Origin of the sequence: Gimesia sp., from assembly GCF_048260065.1 — a bacterium.
Taxonomy (GTDB): Bacteria; Planctomycetota; Planctomycetia; order Planctomycetales; family Planctomycetaceae; genus Gimesia.
On sequence record NZ_JBLXHC010000027.1, the window covers coordinates 1 to 26,084 of the forward strand.

21 protein-coding genes are annotated in these 26,084 nt (G+C 50.7%); 8 read left to right on the forward strand and 13 right to left on the reverse strand.

What is annotated here, in order from left to right; genetic code table 11:
* Positions 1–139 precede the first annotated feature (139 nt).
* Positions 140–1,435 carry a hypothetical protein gene (locus tag ACN0YN_RS29125; RefSeq protein WP_145187069.1) on the reverse strand — a complete coding sequence of 432 codons (1,296 nt, stop codon included), beginning with the start codon at positions 1,433–1,435 and terminating at the stop codon, positions 140–142.
* 125 nt (positions 1,436–1,560) lie between these two features.
* Here ACN0YN_RS29125 and ACN0YN_RS29130 point away from each other — a divergent pair, with 125 nt between their 5' ends.
* Positions 1,561–1,782: a helix-turn-helix domain-containing protein gene (locus tag ACN0YN_RS29130; protein WP_145187067.1), complete on the forward strand. Its 222-nt coding sequence runs from the start codon at positions 1,561–1,563 to the stop codon at positions 1,780–1,782.
* A 6-nt stretch (positions 1,783–1,788) separates the two neighbouring features.
* Here ACN0YN_RS29130 and ACN0YN_RS29135 read toward each other — a convergent pair whose 3' ends face one another.
* The 4 genes from ACN0YN_RS29135 to ACN0YN_RS29150 form a co-directional block, all read right to left on the reverse strand.
* The gene (locus ACN0YN_RS29135; RefSeq protein ID WP_145187065.1) at positions 1,789–2,103 is read right to left on the reverse strand and encodes a hypothetical protein; all 315 of its coding nucleotides are present in this window, start codon (positions 2,101–2,103) and stop codon (positions 1,789–1,791) included.
* 210 nt (positions 2,104–2,313) lie between these two features.
* Positions 2,314–2,505: a hypothetical protein gene (locus ACN0YN_RS29140; RefSeq protein ID WP_145187063.1), complete on the reverse strand. Its 192-nt coding sequence runs from the start codon at positions 2,503–2,505 to the stop codon at positions 2,314–2,316.
* 154 nt (positions 2,506–2,659) lie between these two features.
* Entirely contained in the window at positions 2,660–5,062 is a 2,403-nt protein-coding gene (locus tag ACN0YN_RS29145; RefSeq protein WP_194242561.1) for a recombinase family protein, read from the reverse strand.
* A gap of 398 nt (positions 5,063–5,460) precedes the next feature.
* Positions 5,461–6,810 (reverse strand): winged helix-turn-helix domain-containing protein, encoded by a 1,350-nt coding sequence (locus ACN0YN_RS29150; protein WP_145187059.1) that lies wholly within the window; start codon positions 6,808–6,810, stop codon positions 5,461–5,463.
* Positions 6,811–7,185: 375 nt separating this feature from the next.
* Between ACN0YN_RS29150 and ACN0YN_RS29155 the strand changes: the two genes are divergently transcribed.
* On the forward strand, positions 7,186–7,488 hold the full coding sequence (locus ACN0YN_RS29155) for a helix-turn-helix domain-containing protein (RefSeq protein ID WP_145187057.1): 303 nt from the start codon (positions 7,186–7,188) through the stop codon (positions 7,486–7,488).
* 104 nt (positions 7,489–7,592) lie between these two features.
* Here the strand turns inward: ACN0YN_RS29155 and ACN0YN_RS29160 are convergent, their stop codons facing one another.
* Positions 7,593–8,726, reverse strand: a complete 1,134-nt coding sequence (locus tag ACN0YN_RS29160) for a tyrosine-type recombinase/integrase (RefSeq protein ID WP_145187055.1) — start codon at positions 8,724–8,726, stop codon at positions 7,593–7,595.
* Between the two features lie 15 nt (positions 8,727–8,741).
* The gene (locus tag ACN0YN_RS29165) at positions 8,742–9,989 is read right to left on the reverse strand and encodes a tyrosine-type recombinase/integrase (protein WP_145187053.1); all 1,248 of its coding nucleotides are present in this window, start codon (positions 9,987–9,989) and stop codon (positions 8,742–8,744) included.
* 122 nt (positions 9,990–10,111) lie between these two features.
* Between ACN0YN_RS29165 and ACN0YN_RS29170 the strand changes: the two genes are divergently transcribed.
* From ACN0YN_RS29170 to ACN0YN_RS29180, 3 genes are all read left to right on the forward strand, one after another.
* On the forward strand, positions 10,112–11,776 hold the full coding sequence (locus ACN0YN_RS29170) for a sulfatase family protein (protein WP_417388414.1): 1,665 nt from the start codon (positions 10,112–10,114) through the stop codon (positions 11,774–11,776).
* Positions 11,777–12,091: 315 nt separating this feature from the next.
* Positions 12,092–14,701 (forward strand): DUF1553 domain-containing protein, encoded by a 2,610-nt coding sequence (locus ACN0YN_RS29175; protein ID WP_417388415.1) that lies wholly within the window; start codon positions 12,092–12,094, stop codon positions 14,699–14,701.
* A 2-nt stretch (positions 14,702–14,703) separates the two neighbouring features.
* On the forward strand, positions 14,704–16,128 hold the full coding sequence (locus ACN0YN_RS29180; protein ID WP_417388416.1) for a DUF1501 domain-containing protein: 1,425 nt from the start codon (positions 14,704–14,706) through the stop codon (positions 16,126–16,128).
* Positions 16,129–16,143: 15 nt separating this feature from the next.
* Here the strand turns inward: ACN0YN_RS29180 and nrdR are convergent, their stop codons facing one another.
* From nrdR to ACN0YN_RS29195, 3 genes are all read right to left on the reverse strand, one after another.
* The gene (gene nrdR, locus ACN0YN_RS29185) at positions 16,144–16,599 is read right to left on the reverse strand and encodes a transcriptional regulator NrdR (protein ID WP_417388417.1); all 456 of its coding nucleotides are present in this window, start codon (positions 16,597–16,599) and stop codon (positions 16,144–16,146) included.
* A 182-nt stretch (positions 16,600–16,781) separates the two neighbouring features.
* Positions 16,782–16,952: a hypothetical protein gene (locus ACN0YN_RS29190; protein ID WP_417388418.1), complete on the reverse strand. Its 171-nt coding sequence runs from the start codon at positions 16,950–16,952 to the stop codon at positions 16,782–16,784.
* A gap of 22 nt (positions 16,953–16,974) precedes the next feature.
* Positions 16,975–18,510, reverse strand: coding sequence for a sodium:solute symporter family protein (locus ACN0YN_RS29195; protein ID WP_417388419.1), 1,536 nt, complete (start codon positions 18,508–18,510; stop codon positions 16,975–16,977).
* Between the two features lie 300 nt (positions 18,511–18,810).
* Between ACN0YN_RS29195 and ACN0YN_RS29200 the strand changes: the two genes are divergently transcribed.
* Positions 18,811–19,014: a small basic protein gene (locus ACN0YN_RS29200; RefSeq protein WP_291176382.1), complete on the forward strand. Its 204-nt coding sequence runs from the start codon at positions 18,811–18,813 to the stop codon at positions 19,012–19,014.
* 103 nt (positions 19,015–19,117) lie between these two features.
* Positions 19,118–20,803, forward strand: coding sequence for a GH3 auxin-responsive promoter family protein (locus ACN0YN_RS29205; protein WP_417388420.1), 1,686 nt, complete (start codon positions 19,118–19,120; stop codon positions 20,801–20,803).
* Between the two features lie 6 nt (positions 20,804–20,809).
* On the opposite strand, the gene ACN0YN_RS29210 is transcribed toward ACN0YN_RS29205, so the two are convergent.
* Positions 20,810–22,315, reverse strand: coding sequence for a hypothetical protein (locus ACN0YN_RS29210; RefSeq protein ID WP_417388421.1), 1,506 nt, complete (start codon positions 22,313–22,315; stop codon positions 20,810–20,812).
* Positions 22,316–22,707: 392 nt separating this feature from the next.
* Between ACN0YN_RS29210 and ACN0YN_RS29215 the strand changes: the two genes are divergently transcribed.
* A complete protein-coding gene (locus ACN0YN_RS29215; RefSeq protein WP_417388422.1) occupies positions 22,708–23,280 on the forward strand; it encodes a GNAT family N-acetyltransferase in 573 nt (190 codons plus the stop codon).
* Between the two features lie 3 nt (positions 23,281–23,283).
* Here the strand turns inward: ACN0YN_RS29215 and ACN0YN_RS29220 are convergent, their stop codons facing one another.
* Positions 23,284–24,711 (reverse strand): N,N-dimethylformamidase beta subunit family domain-containing protein, encoded by a 1,428-nt coding sequence (locus ACN0YN_RS29220; protein WP_417388423.1) that lies wholly within the window; start codon positions 24,709–24,711, stop codon positions 23,284–23,286.
* 133 nt (positions 24,712–24,844) lie between these two features.
* A complete protein-coding gene (locus ACN0YN_RS29225) occupies positions 24,845–26,011 on the reverse strand; it encodes a substrate-binding domain-containing protein (protein WP_417388424.1) in 1,167 nt (388 codons plus the stop codon).
* Between the last annotated feature and the right edge of the window lie 73 nt (positions 26,012–26,084).

Here is a 26,084-nt window from a genome sequence, read left to right on the forward strand (position 1 = left end):
TTTCTCAAAAGATTTCAAGTTCTGTAGCTGGAACTTAACCCACCTAAACCTGAAATGGATCACGTTTTCGTGGAACTTTATGTTCAAGAGACCATATTAAAGGTTGTCTGAGCGATTGAATGAAATTTTGAAGGGGAATTCATTTACCAGATTCCGTATCGACATTGAGCGTCGTTTTATATTTGTAATTAGTGTGGGGAAAAGAGATTTCGAAGTCGATCCTGTCTGGATCGAAATCCAGTCCTCCCTTTGGTGTATTAAAACTCTTTGTTTCTCCTTTCATCCAGGAATCATGATTCCAGAACCAGACTTTCGATTGGTCACCTTTTCGAAATGCAACATCAACTCGACATTGGGGAAGCAAGGAAACTCCGTTTAAGGTAAGTTGAACGCCACGCTGAGTGTCCCAGACTATTCCCGCTTGATACGGTTGGTAGGAACCTTGAAAACTCAGGTCTTTACAGATTTGAGCAATGTCTTTGTCTTTTTCCGCTCCCTGATAAACATAATGAATCTGCGTGGCAAACTGCGGTGAATAGATTGTAATGTCCAATTCTTGCACGTGTGTGACAGTCGTCTTTTCCACTGTTCGTCCCAAGACTTCCTCTCCGCTTTGATATCGCCCCCACATGCTGGTATTAGCTGGCCATGTTTCTAGGAAATGTACGTTTTTTCGAACCTTTCCGCTTGCCCCAGTCAATTGCACCACAATGGTACAATCTTTAAGTGTTTCCCCACGGTTCTGAAGTACAAGCCAATCATTTGGTCCGGAGTCTCCCCAGGACTCATTAAAATCGACTACGATACGACCAGCCGAATCACTTAAGGTTGCCGAATACTTTTCAGCAACTTTGGGAAGCAACAGTAGCGCTGCTTCAAGTTGATCGACTGCGGCAATAGCTGACTGTAATTCTACATTTAAAGCGTTCTGCTTCGCCTCTGCATCAAGGCCACGGTGATAGCTACCCAAAAAATTACCAAAGAATCCATCAAGCATCGAACCTACAAACAGTGTTCCCTCATCGGCAGGCTTTGGCAGGGCGTTCAAATTGTTAATACATTTCAAGAATAAGGTATTCGCATTTTGGACTTGATCAGAAAGATACATAATCTCTTTATCGTTCGATTTGATCTCACGTAAGTCTAATAAGGTGGACTGTACATCCGCCATAATTTCCGCTATCTCGCGATTATCCCGAAAATGGCCTGGATCAGATTTCATCTCCATACTGAGGTGTGAAGCAAGCACTCGGTATTCTTCAGGCAAGGGTTTACTGGAGGGGGTTGAGTTTTTAGGGAGGTTACTTGCTGTTGTGTCGCCGCCACATCCCGAAAGTGTGAGAGCCAACGGTATCACGTATACAAATGCAATTATTTGATTCACCGAAATGATGCTTTCGATGGTGTAGCTGATTCTCCTTGATAGTTGCAACATTGATTTTCTCCTCTTTTAATGGCGAATGTTTTTGAATACCTGCACTCTGATTGTCCAAGTTTACACTCAATAATGATACTTATAATCCGTGGTGTTATCGTCATTGTCAAGTGTTAAATGCTCGTATGACTAAACGAGCAGACATATTGATGAGATTTGGAAAGCGAGTCCGCAAACTGCGCAAAGAGCAAGGCTACTCTCAAGAGAACTTTGCTTATGCCTGTGAGCTGGACCGGACTTACGTCGGCGGGATCGAACGGGGGGAACGAAATCTTTCATTACGGAATATCGAACGGATCGCCGATACACTCGAAATCAGCCTGGCAGAACTGATGGATGGGGTTTGAGGGAGTTTAGACCTCTGGTTCAGCAACCAGGACGACTCCCAGTTGGTCAGAGTCGTCGTTTTTTTCCAGTATTGCATCTGCCGGGTTTTCAAACAGACGGGGATTCTTTACCGTTGTCGCATCATGCTGGCATACAGCATACCGTAGTCGCGCTGTCAGAAGCTGAGTCTGCAGCCGTTGGATATCTTCCTGCTCCCATTTCTGATTTACTGCGGGATCACCGGCATAAATTGTGAGCAGATTTGAATCTTCGAGATCCATTTCTTCACACCAGAACTGCAGGGCAGCTCTGATCAACATGATTTCTTGTCTCGTTAGCATTGATCTCCTTTCTTGACTTTATCAATTCGATCAAAGAGGATTTGTGTGTTTTCCCCTGGAATGAACTGGGAGGCTGGCTGCCACAATGATGAAGTTCGGATTTGCCGATGGCTGGTATCAATGCATTGGATTTTACAGTTGTTTCCACTGACCCTAAGTTTTGACATGTTTGTTGCATCGTCAATACACCTTAGTTTCGATTTGCTATTTTTAGATCGGCTTATCCGCTGAACCTGTGGCATCCCTGGCATCAAAATCTGCTGGATGTTGGTTTTTCAACCAGATACGAGCAATCAGGTGCCCAATCAACTGAGCCAGTTCTTGACGCCTGTCAACAAGATCATTCTTGACTCCCGGCTCTGCAGATTTGACTTGGGATGTAGAATGTATCTTCTGTTTCATTCACATCTCCTTTTTACATGAATACATAAAAAAAGCCCGATAAGAAATGAAATCCAATATCGGGCAAGTTCAACACGAAATGTCACAGTGCGACCAGCGGCCGCAAAAACATCTTTCTATAAATTCTCCTTTCTAAGAATCAGCTGGGCACATATCAGTTTTTAGAATTGCCATTCACCGGCTCACCAGACCGTGCATTACCGCGTCGTGAGCGACCGTCTGGCATGGTTTCTCCCAATTCGGCGTAAAACTTCCTCAGCGCTAGTGTCAGGCCTCGTGGGCCGTAATCAAAGTCGGGTGCCATATCCTTAATAAGTATACCTTGTTCATAAAGCTCCTTTGCTTTTGATAATGTTTTTTTACGACGGTCGTCCGCCGTGGGAACGGGAAGGTTTCGTGAAGTATGCCACCATGAAATCGCTTTACCGATGATAGTATCATTCGTCTTCAGTTTTCTGGCGATCACAAGGTAAGGCAGCCCCTGATCTGCCAACTGCACAGCTTCATCGGCCAGTTGCCGGTAAAGCGGCAACGATTCCTGTTTATTAGGCAGTTGCTTACGACGTCGACGTCCGTCAGGGACAGGCAGTCCGCGAGACCGAAACCAGTGCTTGATAAGAACCGTAATGTAACTACGTGACTTACCCATCTCTTTGGCTATCTGCTTACAGAGCAGCCCCTCATCAGATAGGGCTTTTGCTTCTTCAGCCTGTCTATCGATCAGCTTTTCTGCTTTATAGTCGATAATCACTTCTTTGCCCTGCCGCTGTCCTGCATCGGCAGTCAGACCTGTGAGCTGACTGGAGACGGCAGAAACTACATCCACAACGAACCGGCCCTGTAACCACCCTTTATTCTGTCTGCGCTCCCCCATCTGATATAGGTCTATTTGACCCCCAGTCAGCAGATCGATGATACGGCGGGCGATTCGAAAATCAGTTTCATCTTCAGAAAATGAAGCAGATGCGATTAAATTGCCAAACTCATCAAGTAAAGCAGTTACTTCCTCAGCTGTCGGTATAACGACACCTTGACTTTGTGCAGTTTCCAGGGAAGTCAGTTCTACTGAAACGGCAGCGTACTGTCCCCGTAACTCTTTCAGAAGCAGCTCTGTCTGTTTTTGCTCTGCATCCGATTCACCTGGAGAACGACGATTGAACTCAATTTTACTCATCAGCTTTTTCGCTTCAGAGCGTAATTGACTTAAACGTTCTGGATCAGGCTTTTGAACCGATTCAGCCGCCTGCTGACAGGCAACGATGATTTCCAGCACCAGCTCAGAATCAGATCGGATCAATTCTACAAGTTTTTCACACGTTAATTGTAACGCAAGCTCCCGGTTGAGATGCGTATATAGGGGGCGATCCTCAGCTTTAGTAGCACGACATAATGGACAAAGCAGGCTCCGGCCGTATGGGCCCCCTACGACGAGCTTACGACCATGCTCAGGGCAAACAAAAAGTTGCCGTAACAAACGCGGCCTTGCCTCTTGAACTTTATCCAAGGGCTTTCGACCGGATTTTTGCTTTTCGTTTGCCAGAAGGTCCTGGACCCGGTACCACTGCTCGTCTGAAATGATCCGTAGATATTCAAACTGCTGTGACTTGAGGGGCTCATCGCGTTCGACCTGTTTGGCATAATCCTTTTTGCTCAACCATTCGGTCTCTTTTGCACCATAACACCAAAATCCCCGGTAGGCTGGACGCATCAAATGCTTTCGTACCAGCTCATGCGTCCAGATGCCTGTTAAGGATTTATTGGGAGCAGGTGCATTGGGATCACCATTCAGGTCTTGAGCAATACGGTCCATACTTTTACCTGCCACATACCAGTCAAAGATCTTTTTGATCCAGGGTGCCGTTTCTGGATCTATGACTATCTTCTGTCGCGGTCGCTTTTGTTTGGTAAATTGACCTGGAACATCTTGCCCCGTATAACCCAACGAAAGTGAAGTACAGACCATCCCTTGCAGAAACAAAGTCTCATGTGCTGCCTGTATATGAGCGCTATGCATTCCTGCATAGATTTCATCCAGAAAAGAGTACATCTGGAGCATCATTCTCCAGTTATCTCCATCTGCTGTGTCCAGTCCCGACTTCACAAAAATGGCACGAAGCCCGCGTTCTACCAGTTCTTCTTCAACAAACTGCATTGATTTGTAGTTTTTGCGATACAGCCGGGACGTCGTAAATACCAGGAGAACTTCGAACTCTTTATTTTCAATGGCCTCTTTTAGCTGGTTAAACCCGGAACGGCGTTCTTTCTTGCCGCTCACAGCCAAATCATAGAAGATTTTTTCGCGTGGTATGAAAATTCCAGCTTTGATCGCTGCCTCAAAGATAACGCGAATCTGATCAGCAATCGATTCCTGAAAGCGGGAAGAAAATCTCGCATAAGCGGCCCCTATCGATTCTGCTTGTTTGCGAGGAAGTTTGGCGTGGTATTCTGCCACGATCGCATCAATTTCTCCCGCTGTCTTAAGTACTAAATCCTCGCGTTCTTGAGCAATCTGCTCACGTGTCCGAGTTACCTTAGTTTTGTAGTTTGGCTTTAACATGAAAGCACTCCTTAAAAGAGGTTTTGCCACCCAGCCAACAGACATATTTCTTCGAACGTCGAAGACTTCAAATACAAGTCGCAGGTGGTACGAGTGCTGAGCATAAAAATGGAATGTCGCACAATTGTCGCAGCGTGCGACATTGAAAGAAAAAATGGCGGGACCGTAGAAAATTTTTCGAAAACCAGAAAAAGCCCGTACTATCCTTCACCGATGGGAGCGGTTTTCGCTAACGGGCGCCCTGTAATCGAGCAGTCAGGACGATGAAATGGCCATAGAATAGCGTCCTGAATGCTAAATATTCCCTACTTATTATGACACAAAAAGCGTATTAATTTAGCCTATGATGCGGTTAATGCCAGCACATCAAGAGGAGAGACTGCCGACTGAAGCTTACTTTAAGAATTAATACTTCTAGATTTTCTGGTAGGAACTCTGTTTAAACCTCCAAGTCCATCAGACTGCAGTAAAATAATGTTGTCACTATCTAATTCCAGACGATATCCTTGGCCGCGAATAGTTTTAATCAGTTGGTTTAATGCTTCGCACCCGTTGAGCAATTCTTTGAGACGAGTACGTCGCGAACTAATTTTCTGACCCTGAGGCTTATATAGCATCTCTTTATCAACAGTTCTTCCCGGGTTGCATGCCAGAATCCATAACAAATTCCATTGAACAGTTTCAGTGTCCCATTTTTGGACAATAGGTTCTCCATCCCAAAAGACCTGTCGCGGTGAATGATCAACTAAAACCAGACGGGATTGAGAGCAAGCCCAGTCGATCAAATCCTCAGGGCTATCCGGAACTTCATAAATAGGCTTGATGTCCATCAAAGCTTGAGCAACTTTTCGGATTACTGCAGGATTACATAATGAAGCAGGCTCTTTCTTTATAAGTTTGAAAGTACCATCTAACTGCTTCTCAACATGTTGGATTTCTCCGGGAGGTCGTACGACACATCTTCGAAAAGATCGTGATCTCACTTCTACTTCACTTGAATCTTCCACGAGCCAATTCAATTCAGGACGATCCGCGTAAGACAAATAAATTAATGATAAAGTTGTGCAAGCATCTCGGAGAGTTTTTTGCTTGGATTTCAGACATACTTTTTGTAATTCCTTGACTGAGGAATCTAATTGCGTCACACAATCCATAAGAGAAGAAAAATCTTTCATACTTTGCTCATCATCTATCCGTATATTCGCAAAGAAGAGTCTATATATTTGATCTAAAATTTCTTTCCAATATTTTATGCGGGCAAACATGCTGTCACAGACATGATCAGCTGGTGTTTTATTCTGCTTGTAATTTCGAAAATTATTTGTGTGCTGATTATTGAAATCCTCTAATAACAATTGCTGTGTCGGCTGATAAAAATCCTCTGCATGGACAAGGTCGAACCAGCGTCTCTGAGCAATGAAACGTATATCATTAATGTGGTGTATGGGAATCCTAGCCTGATAAACGTAGGGAAAGCAGGCTTCCAATTGAACTGCAAATTTAACCAAGCAATCATCGACATACTCCACAAGTTTGCGTTCTCGCGTCTCCGTACCTTTACTTAAGTGTGAAGCAGACCAAAGAGTATTTGACTGAAAAGTCGTTAAATCGACCAACTCTTCTACAACAGGACAAACACTCTCTTTTAACCACGCTTCAATAAGATCTGATTTCTCCTCCGTCATATTTATTTCTTGAAGCGGACCTAAATCCTCAAACCCCTGTAATGCCAACAATAATTTATTCATCAAAGTATCAGCTCAAAATTAAGATCGAGATAAAACGGATCACTTACAACAGAATCCGGTTCCATTCCAACGCATATTAGTCCAATCGAGATCATTAGACAGCAATATTTTTCTATCGAACCTAGTTCGTTCCTTGATATCTATGCCCACTGTTGAAAGGCAAGGGTTCATATTTACAGTGAGGAAGTTTTTTAATGCCCGGCTACACGAACGCTTATCAGGCAAATTATTTAACTTTTTTCTCAAAAATCTTCCCCAAGCAGTCAATTGTCGCGTCATGCGACAATTGTGCGACCCTCAATTGCGACAATCTGATGATCGAGATGACCACTGGGTCAACAATATCATCACTTTGTATCGACATTCGGGTCGGACATGGCAACAGACTGGTTAACAGCACAGCAGGCAGCAGAAGAACTCGGGATCTCAGTCCTGACGTTTTACGACTGGCTTGCGCAGTCAGACTGTGGTGAGTTTGTACTACGCGGAACCGCTGTGGAAATCAAATACTTTCAGGGAGGCCGGAGAGGACAGGGGCGGATTCGTATCGAAAAGAGTGAAATCGGACGCATCAAAGAAGAAATGCGTGTCAAACCTCAGACTAGGATACACCGTCACAGGGCGACAAATTCCAAACAGTTTCCAGGCATTACGGTACCATTGGGGCGACCAGATTAGCTCAAAACACTTACGTTGAGTCCTATTCTTGTCTACAGAGGCGGCAGATACTGAGTATTTTCAGCTGAGTAATATTCAAACTAAAGCTGATTTTGGAGCGTGGTTTACATTCCAATTGCCGTCCACAGAGGCTCCTGATAATGCTGTCCCCACTCACGGCCATAATGATCAAAGGCCACTTTGGGAGTATCCCCCATCAACTCTGCTAAAACTTCAATGGAACATCCCTGTCCCTCATTCCAGTAGCCGGCGAGCATCCGATGCGCGAATGTATGACGGCAGGTATAAGTCGAATACTGCTTGCGGACAGGATCATTGAGCCATCCTAGGTCCTGTCGTATTTTACGGAAACGTTGCACGCCAGCCACTTTCGTCCAGGCACCTCCTCGCGAATTCCGAAAAAGAGTAGTTGTGGGATCAGCTCCCACTTCCTCAATCATTTGTCGTGTCAATTCAGCGACCTCAGACCGCACAGGAATGGTACGTGTCTTCCCAGTCTTGCTGGCATAGACCCGCCATTGCATACCCCGCTCAGATTCAATGACATCATTGGCAGTAACACGGGCCAGTTCACAAAAAGGACGTAGTCCTGTATGAATTCCAGCAAACAGGAAATTGCCAAAATAATCATCGGTAGCAGAATACAGCAATTGCTCATCTTCTTCACTGAAAGAATGGAGTCGTGGGCACTGCGGTGGTTTTTGCATTCCCACCAGGGGATTGTGAATGGAGCCGACTTCCTCTGTGTAAAAATTAAAGGCTGCCATCACGATACTCATCGCATTCCGCTGTGTCGCCGTCGACTTCCAAGTAGGATGGCTTTCCACCCAATGTTGTATGTGCCCTTTCTGTAATTCGTCCACGGCCAAAGCACCACAATAGGCGCACAGTTCATTCAGATACCGTGCCACTTCAGCATGGTAATCCGAGCTGAGGTTTCCATGTTTAAATCGAGCTTCACAATGTTCAAGATACCGCGAGCACACCATGGCAACTTGTATCACCACCTTACTCTTCTGTTCTGGAGTCGGCAACCAGTCCCCATCAGCTTTCACCCGGGCCAGTGCCAGTTCTGCAAGTTGACTGTTCTCTTTCCCGCGAACAGGACGCCCTGTGGTATCAACAAGACGCAAACGTTTTTTCGTTCCCGGTGGCGTGAAATACCAGGAATCCGTCTGTTCCCAATACCAGGCACGTCCGCGGGAACGCCTTTGACGGGATTTTGATTTTTCTGCCATTGATCAACATGGTCCTTATTTTGTCTTCGTTGAAGCAACTTTACGTCTCGAGTTTGTACTACCTGACCTGCTCGTTTTCTTAGTAGCTTTGGTCTGCTTTCGTTTTGTTTTAGACTGACTGTCTTTGGGTCCAGTAGAACTTTCACCAATGGCATTCCATAAGGGGTCCTGGTAGTTCTGAGCCCATTCTCGACCATAATGCCGAAAGGTGGTCGTGGGTGTGTCACCGATGAGTTCAGCCACTGTTTCGATTGAGGCACCTCTTCCATCCGTCCAATACCCGGACAACATTCGATGTACGAACGTGTGACGGCACGTATAGCAGGAGTACTTGCCTTTGACTGGATCATCATTCCATTTCAGTTTTTTCTTTAATCCGATAAACCTCAGCACACCATTCATGCGTTTCCAGGGATTTCCTCTTGTATTTCTGAAGATGGGTTTCCCTGATCCCTGAGGGGCAGTTTTCATCAACTGACGAGTGAGCTTTGCTATCTCCGGTCGGACAGGGATTTTCCGCGTCTTATCAGTCTTACTGGCGTACACCCTCCACATCATGCCGCGATCGTGTTCCTCAATATCATCGGCCGTCAAACGGGCCAGTTCACTAAAAGGACGAAGTCCAGTATGAATCGCAGCAAAGAGGAAATTGCTGAAGCAGGGCTCACAAATATCGTATAGTGCCTGCTCTTCTTCGGGGGAGAGAGAAGCCAAGCGTGGATTTTCTTTCGGCTTCTTGAGCCCTTTAATCGGATTGACTACTCCGAACATCTCTTCAGCGCGGTTAAACGCGGCATTCACAATCGAGATAACACTCCGACGTGTGGCCGGGCTCTTCCAAGTCTCGTGACTATCAATCCATTCCTGCACATGTCCTTTTTTGAGATCAGAAACTGGAAGCGCTCCACAGTAGCCACAAAGGTCATTCAGCCAGGCAACTGAGTTAATACAATGCCCTTTGCTCATTGTGTTTTTTTCCAGACTGCGTTCACAGTACTGCAGATATTCAGAACAAACCCGTGCTACCAACCAGGGACCATGATTTGCATGAATAGTTGTTTCATCAGACCAGGTTAGTTTTTCTCTGGCCAGTGCGATTTCGGCTTCGCGTTTCTGTTTTTTACCGCGAAGTCGCTCGCCTTTTTCGTCGAACAGCGCAATCCGTTTTTTGGTACCTGGCTGGGTATAGTACCAGCAGTCCGTCTGCTTCCAATGCCAGGCGGAACCATGTGTTTGACGTCGTTTTGTGCGTTTTTGTTTCATGCTGTTCCGCTTCATCAAAAATGATTCGGGTAATGATTTGCTTGACCCGCTGGTTCCATTGGCTGATACTAAAAGGTAATAACTTGCAATCCCCGAGAAGAATCACTTTGATTGGAGCCATTATGCAACCTGCAGCAGTAATTTCCGGGCTTGATGAAAAATCATCAAATAGATATTTACTACATAATATTACTACACTCATCCTTACAACACTGACATTATACATTGTGTTTGGTTCGCTTAATATAGCATATTCCTCTGAAAAGAAGAGTGTACCTAATATTGTATTTATACTTGCCGACGATATGGGTTACGGCGACATTCGGGCGCTCAACCCGGAATGCAAAATTGCGACGCCGCACCTCGATCAACTCGCGCATGGCGGCATGATTTTTACCGACGCCCATTCCAGTTCGTCGGTCTGCACTCCCACACGCTATGGGATTCTTACCGGTCGCTATAACTGGCGCTCACGTCTCAAAAGTGGCGTGCTCTGGGGATTGTCCCGAAGGCTGATCGAGCCGGATCGCGAAACCGTCCCCTCCATGTTGAAAGGACATGGCTACTACACGGCAGCGGTGGGGAAATGGCATCTGGGCATGGACTGGTCTCTCAAAAAAGGGGGCTTCGCCACGGAAGCCGGCTACGATAAAAAAACCAATCCGGGCTGGGACGTCGATTATTCCAAACCAATCCAGAACGGACCGAACAGTGTGGGCTTCGATTACTTCTTTGGCATCAGCGCCTCACTCGACATGCCCCCGTATGTTTATATTGAAAACGACCGCAGTCAGGGTATCCCCACAGTCACCAAGGCTTTCTTTCGAGATGGGCCCGCACATAAAGATTTTGAAGCCATCGACGTCCTGCCTCGCATCACCGACAAAACCGTCCAGCTCATCGACGAACACGCCGCCTCTTCCAAACAGGGCAAACCGTTCTTCATTTACTTTCCCCTCAACGCACCGCATACGCCTATCCTGCCGACTCCCGAATGGCAGGGCAAAAGTGGCATCAACGCTTACTGCGATTTCGTCATGCAGGTGGACGACACTGTCGGTCAGGTGATGCAGGCACTCAAGAAACAGGGCATCCATGAAAACACACTGGTCATCTTCACCGCCGACAATGGCTGCTCACCCGCTGCCAACTTTAAAGAGATGACCGATAAAGATCATCAGCCCAGTTACCGGTTTCGCGGACACAAGGCCGACATCTATGAAGGCGGACATCGGGTTCCTTTCATCGCCAACTGGCCCGCGCGGATTAAAGCGGGCACGCATTCGGATCAGCTCACCTGCCTGACCGATCTGTTCGCAACCGCCGCCGACATCGTAGGCGCGAAGGTTCCCGATAATGCCGGCGAAGACAGCGTGAGCATGCTCCCGGCGATGGAAGGCAGAGCAGACACGCCTCTCAGAGAAGCCGCCGTCCATCATTCCATTCGGGGTGCGTTCTCGATTCGCAAGGATCACTGGAAGCTCGAACTCTGTCCGGGATCGGGAGGCTGGAGTTTCCCCAAGCCAGGCAAAGACGATCTGAGCGACCTCCCTGCCATCCAGCTGTATGACCTCAATGCGGATGTCGGCGAGCAGAAAAACGTGCAGGCCGAACATCCCGAAGTTGTCAAAGAACTGACGGAATTACTGCAGAGCTATGCCGATCGCGGGCGCTCCACGCCGGGCAAACCGCAGCAGAATACGGGCGAAGTGGATATCTTCAAAGCGGGAAAATCGGCGCAGACCATGAAAAAGCCCGCAAAGAAATCCCCAAAGAAGAAATCTTAAGTCATACTATGTCAGGACTTTAGCAAACCGGCGGTTCCACAATTGCCGGTTATGCGAATGTCCGGCGTGCATCTGAAAAAACTTGAATTTTATCAATGCGTCCGTTATTCTGAAGTATTGATTTTTTCCGATAGGAAAAGAAGAACATCGAACGACTCTCCCCAAAATGAATTCAGCCCGTCAGACAATGGTGTCTGACTACCGTCCCCCGAATTCGGCGGTTCTGACGGACCGGCATTACTTTCAATTATCTCACCAGGTTCCCTCTTGAGATTCTTAAAGTCTTACGGGTGGCCTGACAGGGATTGAACGCGTATGTATGGTTCTCAAGTTCCACGCACTGTCTACAGCAGCATCGCGGTTCTCTGCTCGCTTTTTTTGAGTACGTCCGCTGATTCATACGGTGCACCTGCGACGACAGAAAAACCGGCGGCTCACAAAATCGACTTTGAAAAATCGATCCGGCCTCTGTTTGTCAAACATTGTCAGGACTGCCATGGTCCCGATGCCCGCGAAGGGGGACTGCGATTAACCAGTCGTAAAAATATTCTGCTCCGCAACGATTCGGGTGAGCCGGCCATCATTGTCGGTAACAGTAAAGAGAGTCAGCTCATCCATCGCGTCTCCACAAAAGACGAGAGCGAGCAGATGCCTCCCGCGGATGCCGGCACTCGATTGACCGCGCAGGAAATTCAGACACTCAAACAATGGATCGACTCTGGTGCAGACTGGCCAACCGAATCGGAAGAACCGAAACACTGGGCCTACATCCCACCAGTCAAAAGTCCGTTACCGCAGGTTGACTCTGCATTTCGCATCAACAACGTTATCGATGCGTTTGTCACTGAGAAATTATCTCAACAGGAACCGCCACTCGCTCAGTCTCCACAGGCCAGCCCCGCCCGACTGCTGCGACGCGTTTCTCTCGATCTGATTGGACTGCCCCCTTCTCCCGAAGATGTCATCGCGTTTGAAAAAGATCCTTCCCCCGCCGCTTATGAGAAATATGTCGACAAACTCCTCAAGTCACCCCGCTATGGTGAAAAATGGGCGCGGCAGTGGCTCGATCTGGCCCGCTATGCCGACTCCAACGGATTTCAGGCGGACCAGCTGCGCGAGATGTGGCTCTATCGTGACTGGGTCATTAATGCACTCAATGCGGATCTGCCCTTCGATCAATTCACCATTCAACAGATTGCCGGCGACCTGATTCCCCAGGCAACCCTGGAACAGAAGATCGCGACCGGCTTTCATCGCTGCACCACCTGTAACGTCGAAGCGGGTGTTGATCCTGAAGAGAATCGCGTCAACCAGATCTTCGACCGCGTCAATACCACCGGCCTCGTCTGGCTTGGTTCCACTTTCGAATGCGCCCAGTGTCACAATCACAAATACGATCCCTTCTCGCAGCAGGACTACTACCAGATCTTTGCCTTCTTCAATAACACGCCACTCGAGGTGGAACAGGTAGGCAAGAGTGTCACGTTCGAAGTGACCGGCCCCAAACTGGCGGTTCCGCTGGCGAAAGAAGAACTCAAAACCAAAGATCAACTGACGGCCGAACGCCTGGCACTGCAGAAGCAGATCAATCAGCGTCAGAAAGATCTCAAAACCGCCTGGTCCGAATGGGAAGAGACCACCCTGGCACTGCTGGAGAACAGCGAAGAAGCCGGCAAAATTCCCGCCGACGTCCGGAAGGCACTGCAGACCGAAACAGAAAAACGAACCAAAAAACAGAACAATGCGTTAACCCAGTTTCAACAGCAGCAGGATGCGGAGTACGCAGAACTGGACAGGAAACTGAGCCGCGTCCGCCAAGAGCTGACGGCGCTCGAACCCGATTCCACACTGGTGATGGTGGAAATGCCGGAACCGCGTATGAACAACATCTTCAAGCGTGGCGATTTCCTCAGCAAAGGGGCCGAAGTCACACCCCACACACCCGACGCCCTGCATCCCCTCAAAACCAAAGACCAGCCCAGCCGACTCGAATTTGCCCGCTGGCTTGTCGCGCGTGAGAATCCACTGGTCGCGCGGGTCACAGTGAATCGGTGGTGGGCCCAGTTCTTCGGGCAGGGCATCGTCGCCACCCAGGAAGATTTCGGCAGCCAGGGTGATGCCCCCACGCATCCCGAACTGCTCGACTGGCTGGCAGTAGAATTCATGGACCACAACTGGTCGATGAAACACGTTCACAAACTGATCGTGATGTCGGCCACCTACCAGCAGTCAGCCCGCATCACGCCGGAACTGCTCGAAGCAGACCCATACAATAAACTCTACACCCGTGGCCCGCGTCTGCGACTTTCAGCAGAAGCGATTCGCGATAACGCGCTGACCATCAGCGGCCTGCTTTCGACGAAGATGGGAGGCCCGCCAATCTATCCGCCTCAACCGAACGGACTCTGGAGACACGTGGGACGCAATGCACCCAAGTATCTGACGTCGACTTCCGAAGACCGCTACCGTCGTGGCGTCTATGTCATCTGGCGACGCAGCGCACCCTATCCGAGCTTTACGAATTTCGATGCGCCCGACCGGGGAGCCTGTGTGATCAACCGTTCGCGCACGAATACCCCGCTGCAGGCACTCACGCTGCTGAACGATCCCGCTTATGTGGAGATCGGCGTTGGCCTTGCGAAACGTCTGGCAACCCGCGGCCTGAATTCCGAGATGACCGACCGCGAACGCATCGCGTATGCGTTTCGGCTCTGTGTCGCCCGCGAAGCGAAGCCTGTGGAAATCGATCATTTAACCAGAGTCTTCGAACAGGAACTGAAATATTTTCAGGATCATCCCCAGGCAGCTCAGAAGCTGATTGCAGCGGACGACCGACCGGAAGGGGTCGGTGCTTCACGCATGGCAGCCTGGCTGTATGTGGCCAACATCCTGTTGAATTTAGATGAAACCATCACGAAGGGATAATCATGAACGCGCATCTGCAACAACTGTTGAATTATACCCGACGTGAATTTTTCCAGCGGGCCGGCATGGGGGTCGGAGGCGCGGCGCTCACCACGCTGCTGGCCAACGACTTACAGGCGGCACTCCCCACAGCCGCCAACCCGATGGCGGCCCGCAAATCACATTTCGCCCCCAAAGCCAAAAATGTGATCTTCCTGCATATGGTCGGCGCACCGTCGCATCTCGACCTGTATGATGCCAAACCGAAACTGCAGGAACTGGACGGCGAACTCGTTCCCGACAAACTCTGGGAAGGACTGCGGCTGGCGTTCATTCGCGAACAGCCCAAACTGATGGGCAGCCCGTTCGCGTTCCGTCAGCAGGGAGAAGCCGGCCTCCCGATCTCGGAACTCATGCCTCACCTGGGCTCGGTTTCCGATGAACTCTGCATGATCCACTCCCTGAAAACCGATCACTTCAATCACGCGCCCGCCCAGCTCTTTTTCCAGACCGGCTTCTCGCGCTTCGGACGTCCTTCGCTGGGCTCGTGGGTCAACTATGGCCTGGGATCGGAAAACAGTAACCTGCCCGGCTTTGTTGTTTTGATTACCGGTAACGTCGCAGGCGCCGGCAACAGCCTGTGGGGCAGCGGCTTTCTGCCCAGCATTTATCAGGGGGTCGAATTCCGTTCGTCCGGCGATCCCGTTCTGTTTCTCTCCAATCCCAAAGGCATGACCGGCGAAGACCGCAGACGGATTATCGACAGTGTGAATCATCTCAACCAGGTCCAACTGGCCGACGTGGGAGATCCGGAAATTGCCACACGCATCAATCAATACGAGATGGCTTATCGCATGCAGTCCGCTGTGCCCGAGTTGATGGATATCTCCAACGAACCGAAACACATTCACGAACAGTACGGCACACAGCCGGGCAAAGCCAGCTTCGCCAACAACTGCCTGCTGGCACGACGACTCGTGGAACGGGGCGTGCGATTCGTGCAATTGTTCGACCAGGGCTGGGATCATCACGGCAGCATCGTCAAAAGCCTGAAGAATAAATGTCGGCAGGTCGATCAACCCATCGCCGCACTCATTAGAGATTTAAGACAGCGTGGCCTGCTGGATGACACGCTGGTCGTCTGGGGTGCCGAGTTCGGTCGGACTCCCATGGTCCAGGGAGATCGCAAGGCCCCTGGTCGCGATCACCATAAAGACGCCTACACGGTCTGGATGGCAGGTGGCGGCGTCAAACGCGGATTCGCCTATGGAAAGACCGACGATATCGGTTTCAATGTGGCGGAAAATCCGATGCACGTCAACGATTTTCACGCGACGCTGCTGCATCTGCTGGGCATGGACCACGAACGGCTGACGTTCAAATTCCAGGGACTCGACATGCGGGTCACGGGAGTCGCCGGCAATGTAGTACCGGACATCATCGCCTGATCTGCAGACACTCGATCAGTCGTCGGCTCGCAGCATCGGTTGAATTTCAGTCACGAAGTCGTTTGCATCGGTGAAATTGCGATAGACCGAGGCAAACCGCACGAAAGCGACCTGATCGACGTCCTTTAAGACTGTGGAAACCCGTTCGCCAATAAAACGCGAGGGAACTTCACGGTCAAAGTTCTCGTAGATTTCTGCTTCGATCTGCGCGACGATCGATTCGATCTGATCGGGACTCACCGGTCGTTTATAGCAGGCGGTTTCAATCCCGGTGACCATTTTCATACGGTCAAAGGGAACCCGTGCACCATCTTTTTTGACGACTTTGAGAGGCGACTCTTCGATTTTTTCGTAAGTCGTATAGCGTTTTCCGCAGGCCAGACACTCTCGTCGTCGGCGCACACTGAAAGGTTGACTCAAACGTGAATCAATTACTTTCGTCTCACCATCACGACAAAAAGGGCACATCATAAACGACGCGACTCCTGTACGGAACCAGCAGAAGGGCCTCTTCACATTCAGAGAGTTTCTGCAGACTGATGTTTAAAAATAGCATGATCGAAACTGTGGCACCAGTCTATTGTTCCGAAATCCGCAATTTTTATCGCTTTACGACGCGTGATCGTAAACAGCAATCTTGACCATTTCGGCATCTATTCCACGGGACGATCCAGAATTTCCTGATGGGCCTCCGATTCATTCACGTCGGCTTTCAAATCATTGAGCGTGTCGCGCAACTCGGCTTTGACGCCGAAGGAAACGAACGCGAGCACCGCCAGAAACGCTAACCCGCTGATCAACAGCAGCAAGATCCAGATGGTCATCCAAAAATACATGTTTCACCTCTCATACATCGGCGACAGGATTGAGCGGAGTTTCGTTCGTCCTACGAGGCTGATCCGGAAGAAGCAGCGACCCCAGCACATACACAACCGCGGAAAAGGTAAACGTAATCAACGTCAGATGGGTCCCATTGAGGTTTGATGAAAACCAGCCATTGATCCTGTCGACACACGGTCCCATGGCAGACAGTCCCAGCAGGCCTCCCAGAATCGCCGCCAGTGCACCGGCCTGACTGCCTCGTGACCAGTACAAACCGCCGACCACTGTAGGAATCGCTCCTGCCAGATAGACGGTACCTGTCACCGCCAGATAGCCCCATAAATCGCTGCTGACTTCATACCACAGCCCCCAGATCAGCAACATCGCCCCAATCACAAAGATGGCAATCCGAGTCACTAAAATTCGCGCTCGCTGACTCATTGGGCCGGCCAGCGGGGCGACAATATCCTGTGTAATCACACCACTCCAGCACAGCAGGTAACTGTCGTGCGTCGACATGAATGCGGCGATCATGCCTGCCGTCACCAGTCCCAGTAAACCGGTGGGCACCACTTTGGCCAGAAACAGAGGCATGGCTGACAGAGACGTGATCGAGTTGTTCTGTTCCACCGCTTGATTGAACTCAGCGAATAACTCCGGTTGAGACGCGAAGAACGCAAACGTCCCTATTCCCCAGAAGACCGGCAGGGCCCGCCGCGCCAGGAAGGAGATCGAACTCAACGTATACAGTCTCTGAGCAACTCGGGCACTCTGACAGGAGAGTGTCCGCGCTGCACTGGTGGGCCACAACATGGCGGCGGAGCCGATTACGACAGTCATCTGAATGATCTGCAGCCAGCCGATCCCGCCCCCTTTTCCGGACGGGTTCTCCGAACTGGTCGGATCGAAGTACCCGTTCTGTTCGGTCACAATCGCAGAAAAGCCGTCCCAGCCAATCGACCAGAAGACGACCCCCGTCACAATCACCATGCCGGTTCCCAGGATCAGAAACTGGATCAGGTCGGTAATCACGACCGAGACCATCCCTCCCAGTACGGTATAAAACAGAACCAGCAGCAGCAGTCCGGTCATAATCAGCTTGAGGTACATCTCATCCTGCAGCCCGGAGATGGCCGTCAGAAACTGGGAACCCGCTTTCAGAAACAGACCCATATTGAGGACGCCGGAGACGACCATCACACTGGCCCCGACAACACGAACTTTCTGGGAATAGCGTTTTTCGTAATATTCGGGAATCGTCATGATCGAGGAATCCCGCAGTCGATAGACGACAAAACCGGTCAAACCGATCACCAGTACCGCCCCCGCTTCCAGGAAAGCCAGATACAGCGACGCGTACTGCTGCATAAAGCCGAGTTCCGCCATGTACATGACGGTGACCAGCCCGAGTTCGGTCCCCGTCATGGTTGCCAGAGCGAGTCGGATCCGCAGTTTGCGACCGGCGACCAGATAATCAGATAAATTTCCGACGTAACGATTGGCCCACAAACCAATTACGATCGATGACAGCAGATAGCAGACGACGATCGACCAGTCCAACAGGGTGAAATTTGTATCGTAAAGAGAAATGGCGGGGCCCCCTCGACTCTCGTTTGAGCGACGAAAATCGGATTTTCACGAAAAACAGCGGAAAGGAATCATTTACCAGCGGTTGCAATCAATGAGCATTCCATTTACCATATGTCGCTTCGCAAATCGTCACGGGTCTCGAAATCCGTTTGACCAGCCCGCTGAACACAGCGCTTCTTGCGAAAGATACACCACTATGCCAGTTTTGACAGTCAATTTCCATAGTAAATGGCTGTCTTCGAAATAACATCTAACAAAGGGGATGACACCGTGTCACTCGACAAAAGTTTAAAGAGCAAAAGTACGCTGGTCCGTGCACGTAACGTGTTAAAGCGGGCGGAACGTATCGAAAAGTTGAAATTCGAAGACCGCTGGGTCGATGGCCAGGGTGCCCTCGGTTTACCCAAAGTACGCGTCGAAAAGATTTCGATTGGTAAGAAGAAGAAAAAGAAGAAAGACGACGACGAAGATTAATCGTCTGTCTCTGTAGGGGGGAGGAGAGCCCACGTCTTTTTCAGACTCTCCTCCACAGTTCCCCTGTTCTTAAGCGCAGCAATCATCGACCGGGGAGCAAGGAATGCGTGCCCTGAATCTGCTACGGGCTGCCGGCGGCACTTTCACACGACGACGCTATCGTCGCGCCGCGTTTTCGTTTCTTGCCCAGACCTCACGCTGCCACGAAGTCCAGCAGCAGACACTGCAGCGCATTCTGCAGTTGAATGCGGACAGCGATTTCAGCCGCGAGTGGAAGCTGGATGGTTCCTGCACGATTGAAGATTTCCAGAGCCGCTTTCCGGTCTCCGATTACGAACGCTTTCGCCCCTGGATTGATCGTGTCAAAAACGGAGAGACAACCGCGCTGCTGGGAGCCGCCAACCGTCTGCTGATGTTTACGCTGAGCAGCGGCACCACTGCGGATTCCAAATTCATCCCCATCACCGAGCCGTTTCTGAAAGATTACCGCCAGGGCTGGCAGAACTGGGGCATCCTGACCTATGACGATTTTCCCCGCCTGAAATATCAGAACATCGTTCAACTCTCGAGTAACTTCGATAAGTTCCGCACTCCCGGAGGAACACCCTGTGGCAACATCAGCGGCCTCGTTGCCGCCATGCAGAGCCCCGTGGTCAAACTCCTGTATACAGTGCCCGGCGAAGTCTCACAGATCGAAGACCCGCACCTCAAATATTACACTGCCTTGCGACTGGCGATTGCGGATCGGGAAGTCGGCATGATCACCACCGCCAACCCGAGTACGCTCCTGCACCTGGCACAGTTTGCAGACCAGCAGCGTGAATCGCTGATCCGCGACATCGCGGACGGACGGCTCACAGGGGCTGCCTCTCTGGAACCTGCGATCCTGAAAACACTCCAGTCAAAACTCCTGCGCAAAAACCGCGGGCGGGCCCGCGAACTGGAACACATCATCGAACATACGGGGCACCTCTATCCCCGCGACTTCTGGCCCGGACTTTCACTGCTGGCCGTCTGGATGGGAGGGTCCGCCGGCGCATATCTGTCGCAACTCACACCATACTATGGCACACCCCCGGTCCGCGATCATGGACTGTCGGCCAGTGAAGGACGTATGACGATCCCCCTCGAATCGGGAACTTCAACGGGCGTTCTTGATATCACTTCGCATTTCTTTGAGTTTGTACCCGAAGACGAAGACCCACTGACGACATCGAATATTCTCACCGCCGATCAGCTGGAAGTAGGGCACAACTATTTTATCCTGCTGACGACTCCTTCGGGGTTATACCGGTATCACATTTGTGATGTCGTCCGCTGCACCGGTTATTATAGCCAGACCCCTTTACTGGAGTTTCTGCACAAGGGCGCGCACATTTCCAACCTGACGGGGGAAAAGATTACCGAGTCACAGGTTGTGAACGCGGTTCGAACTGCTGTGAAAAAGACGGGCCTGGAAATCGGCCAGTACACGCTGATCCCCCAGTGGGGAGAGCCCCCTCGTTATCAACTGCTGTTGGAGACATCTCAGCTATCGTCAACCGATTCCCTTCCGACTCTGCTGGACCAACTCGACAGGAGTTTACAGGAAACCAACTGTGAATATGCAGAGAAGCGCCAGTCTGGTCGCCTCGCTCCCCCGGTGGCCTGTGAACTGACACCGGGAACCTGGAGACGGTTTGCCGTGGAACGACAGCAAAAGCTCGGCGGCAGCATTGAACAGTACAAGCATCCCTGCCTGATCCCCGAGCTTGATTACGCGCAGCAGATCCTGAACCGCTTTTCCTGAGTACGATTACTGCGAAGCTTTTTTCCCTGCCTGAAAGGTAAACAGGTCCGCATTCTTCAGATAGATTTCCAACCGGATGGTCTGCCCCTGCAGCGCAGCAATTGATGTGCTGTTCCATTTAACTTCGTGTCTCAAGCGGTCTGTCTTCAGCGGGATACAGTCCTGGTAATCAAAGCCGTCCAGAATTTTCCGTTTTGAATCGGAAATGCGAACCTTGATCTCTCCCTGACTGGCATCCGCATTGAGAAGCAGTTGCTCTCCCTGCCAGCGTAATTTGCGGGTGATGACCACACCTCCGCCGCGCGGGCCATGCAGGGAGATTAACCGTTCTTTTTTGATAGTCGCCAGGCCAATGCCCGGTTGACGGCTGGCAGGATCGCCGTGCGGCCCATCGTAGCCACAGTAGTAAAACCACCATTCATCTCCGACATCAACCCAGTCGGTGCCAAATACCATGCCGTCATCCCAGCTGCCGTCTTCTCCCAGCGCGAACAGCTGCGGGCGCTCCGGCAGGCGCTCAAACTGAATTCCGTCACGACTGAAAGCCAGCTCGGTCACGATATCGGTATTCATCTTGAACGGCCATAATGCACCCCAGAAAATCCCCGCATGATAGCGGACCGGCATGCCATAGAAAAAATGAAACTGCTTCTCTGCATCCAGCCGATCGGGTATGAGGATATTCTGTGGTTCGGAAGTCCACTCGTTCCACAGTGTATCGCCGGTCATCCGCGCGACTCTTCTTGAAGCACCGGTATCGAGGATGGCACCGGAAAATGTGCGGTAAATATGCTTGGCCCGACAGTACATGACGTACTGCGCCGCGACCGGATCGTAGACAATGCTGTTTAAAGTATCGCTGTGAAGTTCCGCCAGCAGCGAATCGCTGGACTTGTCCCAGTGGATCCCATCTTGTGAACCGACAACCCGGATGCCATTCACTCCCTTGCCGGCTCCCCCGGTGTGATAGGACATCAGATAGCGATACCCTTTCCGCTCGGCCACCGGAACATCCAGCAGACAGGGGCCACTGGCACGATCGTCGGTGATCCCTTTCCAGACGATGTTATTCTGGCGGCTCCCTTTCCACTCCAGCAGATTCAGCTGCGGGCGGTTCCACTTGATTCCATCTGATGATTCCGCATACGCGATAGCATAGTCCGAGCCCTTCTGATTTCCCTGCGAGTCCAGACGGGGTGTATGAGTCTGGTACCACATGCGAAACTTCCCGTCCTCGGGGTCGCGGCGGACTGAGACGTAGCCTCCTTCGCCAGCAATCAGCGGATTGGATGGATGCTTTGTCGGCGGATGGAATACGCGTTCCACGGTTTCACGCTTGTATTTCAACGCGTAATGATTATCGACGATGTACGTATCGAAAACGAATTGAGGCGTGAGTCCGATCTCAACCGGTTCAGCAGGCAGGCTCCGCGATTGTGCCTGGGCAGAAACCCCTGACGCCAGAGTAACCAGGCAGCTGAAAATCAATCGGACAGCAATGGGGTGATGCATGATCCTGACGCTCCCTGTTCATGGAGGTTTTCAGACAGGTTCTTTTAAGCAGCGGGACGACGTTTCTCAAGAACGGAAACCTGATGAACGTTCAACGAGAATACGCCAGGCGAACGCATGTTGTTGCTGTACTAACAAGACTTAGGAAAATTAGGGTTGTTTATATATTTGATCAGTACGAAGAGCGCATTTCAAGCTTGATCCCGGAGATTGACATCAATTCCAGCAGACTCCCGTTTTCCCCGCAGTGACTGGAGTACGGATTATAAGGAGTAGAAAGGGGGACTCACCAGTTGATTTGAGAATAGATTAATTTTCCTTGAAATATTCTCAGTATTTTTTCGTTAGGTTCGTAGTGAAACCCAACAATAAAAACTCAGAGAACCAAAGCGATGCGAAACACCCTGGAGAATAAGACCTTGGAAACATCTCGACTGATACTGAGACAGTGGCGCGAGGAAGATATCGCCCACTTCGCAGAGATGAATGCCGACCGGAAAGTCATGCAATACTTTCCGGAGACCCTCTCATATAATGATAGCGCATATCTGGTAGAACGGTATCAAAAGCATTTTGACGAGTACGGTTTTGGACTCTGGGCAGTTGAGCTCAAAGATCAGGCAGCGTTTGCTGGTTTTATAGGCCTGGCGGTCCCTCAGTTTACTGCGTATTTCACTCCCTGTGTCGAGATCGCCTGGCGGCTGGCGACTCAGTACTGGAATCAGGGTTATGCAACCGAGGGTGCGCAGGCAGCTCTCGATTTCGGATTCAATCAATGTAACCTCAAAGAGATCCTGTCGTTCACCGTCCCGGCCAATATCGCTTCGCGACGCGTGATGGAAAAAATCGGGATGAGCTACATCGACAACTTCGATCACCCGGCGATTCCAGCCGATGCCCCGCTGTGCCGCCATGTCCTGTACCGGATTACCAAAGAAGAGCGCGATGCACTTCAGGCAGTTTGATCTTTATTGTGACAGCCGGTCGAGAATATTTTTCGTCACCTGCTGAACAACCGGATCTTTCCCGCGTAAGCCATGTGCCCAGTCGGTGCTGCCAACCGTAAAGACGGTCCCCCCTCTGGTATACATCCCTAAGATCGCGGCTCCCACACGATCCTGATCAAACCGGTCATACCACAGACTGTCGCCGGGCGCCCATTTCGCCGGACAGGATGCCAGGATTTCAAACGTGCGTGGAGTCCCGTCTTTAAACGTCGGCACCGGGAGACCATCTTTGATTTCAAACTGACAGCCATCACACTCGTAGCCGACGATGCTGTCTTTACCGCCAAATTCGTCCCCCCGTTTGATGCCTGTCTTTTCAAAGACCCAATGCGCGGGACGATGGACCTGGTATGCGCCGGATCCATCCATGAACTGCCCGTGGCTTTTATGATAACCGCCATACAGAAAGCCGACGCCCGTTAACTGATTTTCAGGTCGGTTCACCAGGTGATGACTCCAGAGCGTCGACAGCAGACGATGATCACCGTCCGGAAACAGGGGGTCCATGTTATACCATTGTTTCCAGCAGGTCAGTGACCGTCCGTCGTCTTCACTGCGCACCTGCCAGCAGACCGAGTTGCCACTGAAGAACGCCACGTTACCTCCCTCGCTGATGAACTTCTCCAGATGATCCCGCATCGGAGCCGACCAGTATTCATCATGGCCGACACTCAAGACCAGTCGATAATGCTGCAGCATCTCCGGATGAAATTCCAGATCACTGTTGGCGGCGTAATCGAGCTGATACCCGTTGCTCTCGGCCCAGATGATAAACGGCAGTTCCCAGTTGGCAAACTGTCCTGCCAGAGGACGATTGAAGGAAACGCGATGCCCCTGCAGGTTCGCCCGGCCATGATAACTGTAAAGACTGGAGCCGCCCCAGTTGTTATAGGCGTTGTAGGTATTCGTGCTCAGTTGAATCAAAATCTTCGTCTGACTGCCCGGCTGTTTCGCTCTCACGATGAAAAACAGATTCGATGCCGCAGAACGCGAATTGCGCTGAATGAACTTTCCGCCCCCATCAGAAACCGACAGGCGGACATTGTAATAACCGCTCTGCCAGGAATCGGGAATTGTCAGCTCAAACGCGGACGGCCACTGACAACCGTGGGACGAGGCATTTTCCGGCACCGGATAAGCGGCACCGTTCTTACGTGTCTCTTTGAAAACCGTTTTATTCTCAGGTCCCAGTCGATTGATTTCGACGGTGTACTGTGGCTCGGAACTGGAAAGATGAAAAGCAACCTTCTCACCAGGCTGATAACTCAGTTGATTCGTGTAACCTTCAATAAAAATCGATCCGGCATCATCCTCGGCTGCAGCCAGCGGAGCCGCGAACATGCCCGCAATCAGTAGCATCAGGAATACTCTCAAGCTGCATGAAATCATTGTTGTCTTCCTCTGTCTATGGAACCAGTTGCTAATCAGCGGTATTCAGATCTGTTGATCCTAACAGGACGGGGAAATGCTTTCTATTCCGGCGTCGAGAATTCACTAGCGGCAAGGGAGCAGAAGTACAGAATTACGGACGGCTCTGATTCTGCTGTCGATACTCGCGAGGTGACATGCCCGTCACACGTCCGAACATGCGGATCATGGCTTCCTGATGCTGGAATCCACAACGGGCAGCGATCTGCGAAATCGTCAGATTGGTTTCCTGCAGCAGTTTGATAATCCGCTTCAGCTTTTCCTGGCGGATTTCCGCCGCCGGGGAACGATGCAGGGCTTTCTGAAAACGATGCTCCAGAATCCGCCGCGACACATTCAGATGATCGGTCAGATCGGAAACCTGCAATGCGTCCTGCGCATGCTGGCGGATGAACTGAATGGCTTCGCGAACCAGACTGTCATCAGCAAACAGCGTGTCAGTCGAAGCACGTTCTTCAATTGACAGCGGCGGTATCCGAATCGGTTCCACAGGTGGTGCCTCTCCCTGAATCAACCGGTCCAGCAGTTGTGCTGCCTCATAACCCACAACATGCGGTGCCTGATTGATACAGGAAAGAGGGACGGGGGAGAGGGCCGACATCAGCGGATCATGTTCGATGCTGAGAATCGCCACCTGATCGGGAATTTCCAGATGATGGTTCACACAGACCGTTGCCACTTCACGCCCGACCTTGCTCGACCAGACCAGTAGCGCCACCGGCTTAGGCAGTTCCCACAACCACTCCTTGAGACGTTTCTGCTGTTTATCATAATCGTCTTCTTTCGTCAGTTCATAATACGGGAAACGATAGCAGACCCCCTCCCCCTGCTCGATGATTTCCTGGAATTCGTTCTCGATGGTCGGCAGATACTTCAATGTCGGATCAGGGCCGATATACCCGCAGGAACGAAATCCTTTTTGTAAAAAGAAGTCCGCCGCCAGGCGGGCACACGCGTGTTCGTCCGAAACCACTTTGGGAATCTTTTCAGAATGTTTTCCCAGCCACGAGACATTCACCGCAGGCAACTTTCGTCGCACGATCGATTGCTGAATGCGGGCATCGGTCAGACGGCAGATCGTGCCATGCCCGTTCCAGGAAGCGGGAAATCGCAGTTGTTCCTGCAGCCCGCGGAACTCAATCCAGAAATCCCAGCCCCCCTGCTCGAGTGCATAGTCGGCAATGCCCTGGATGATCTGGCGGCTCCAGTCGCTGGAAGTCTGTACGAGTAAGGCAATTTTGCGGCGTTCAGGAAATCTCACGGTAATTCATTTCTGCATCAGGGTTCAAAGAGAAGACGATTTTTTCAGACCGGTATGATAAATTCTGCCCGTT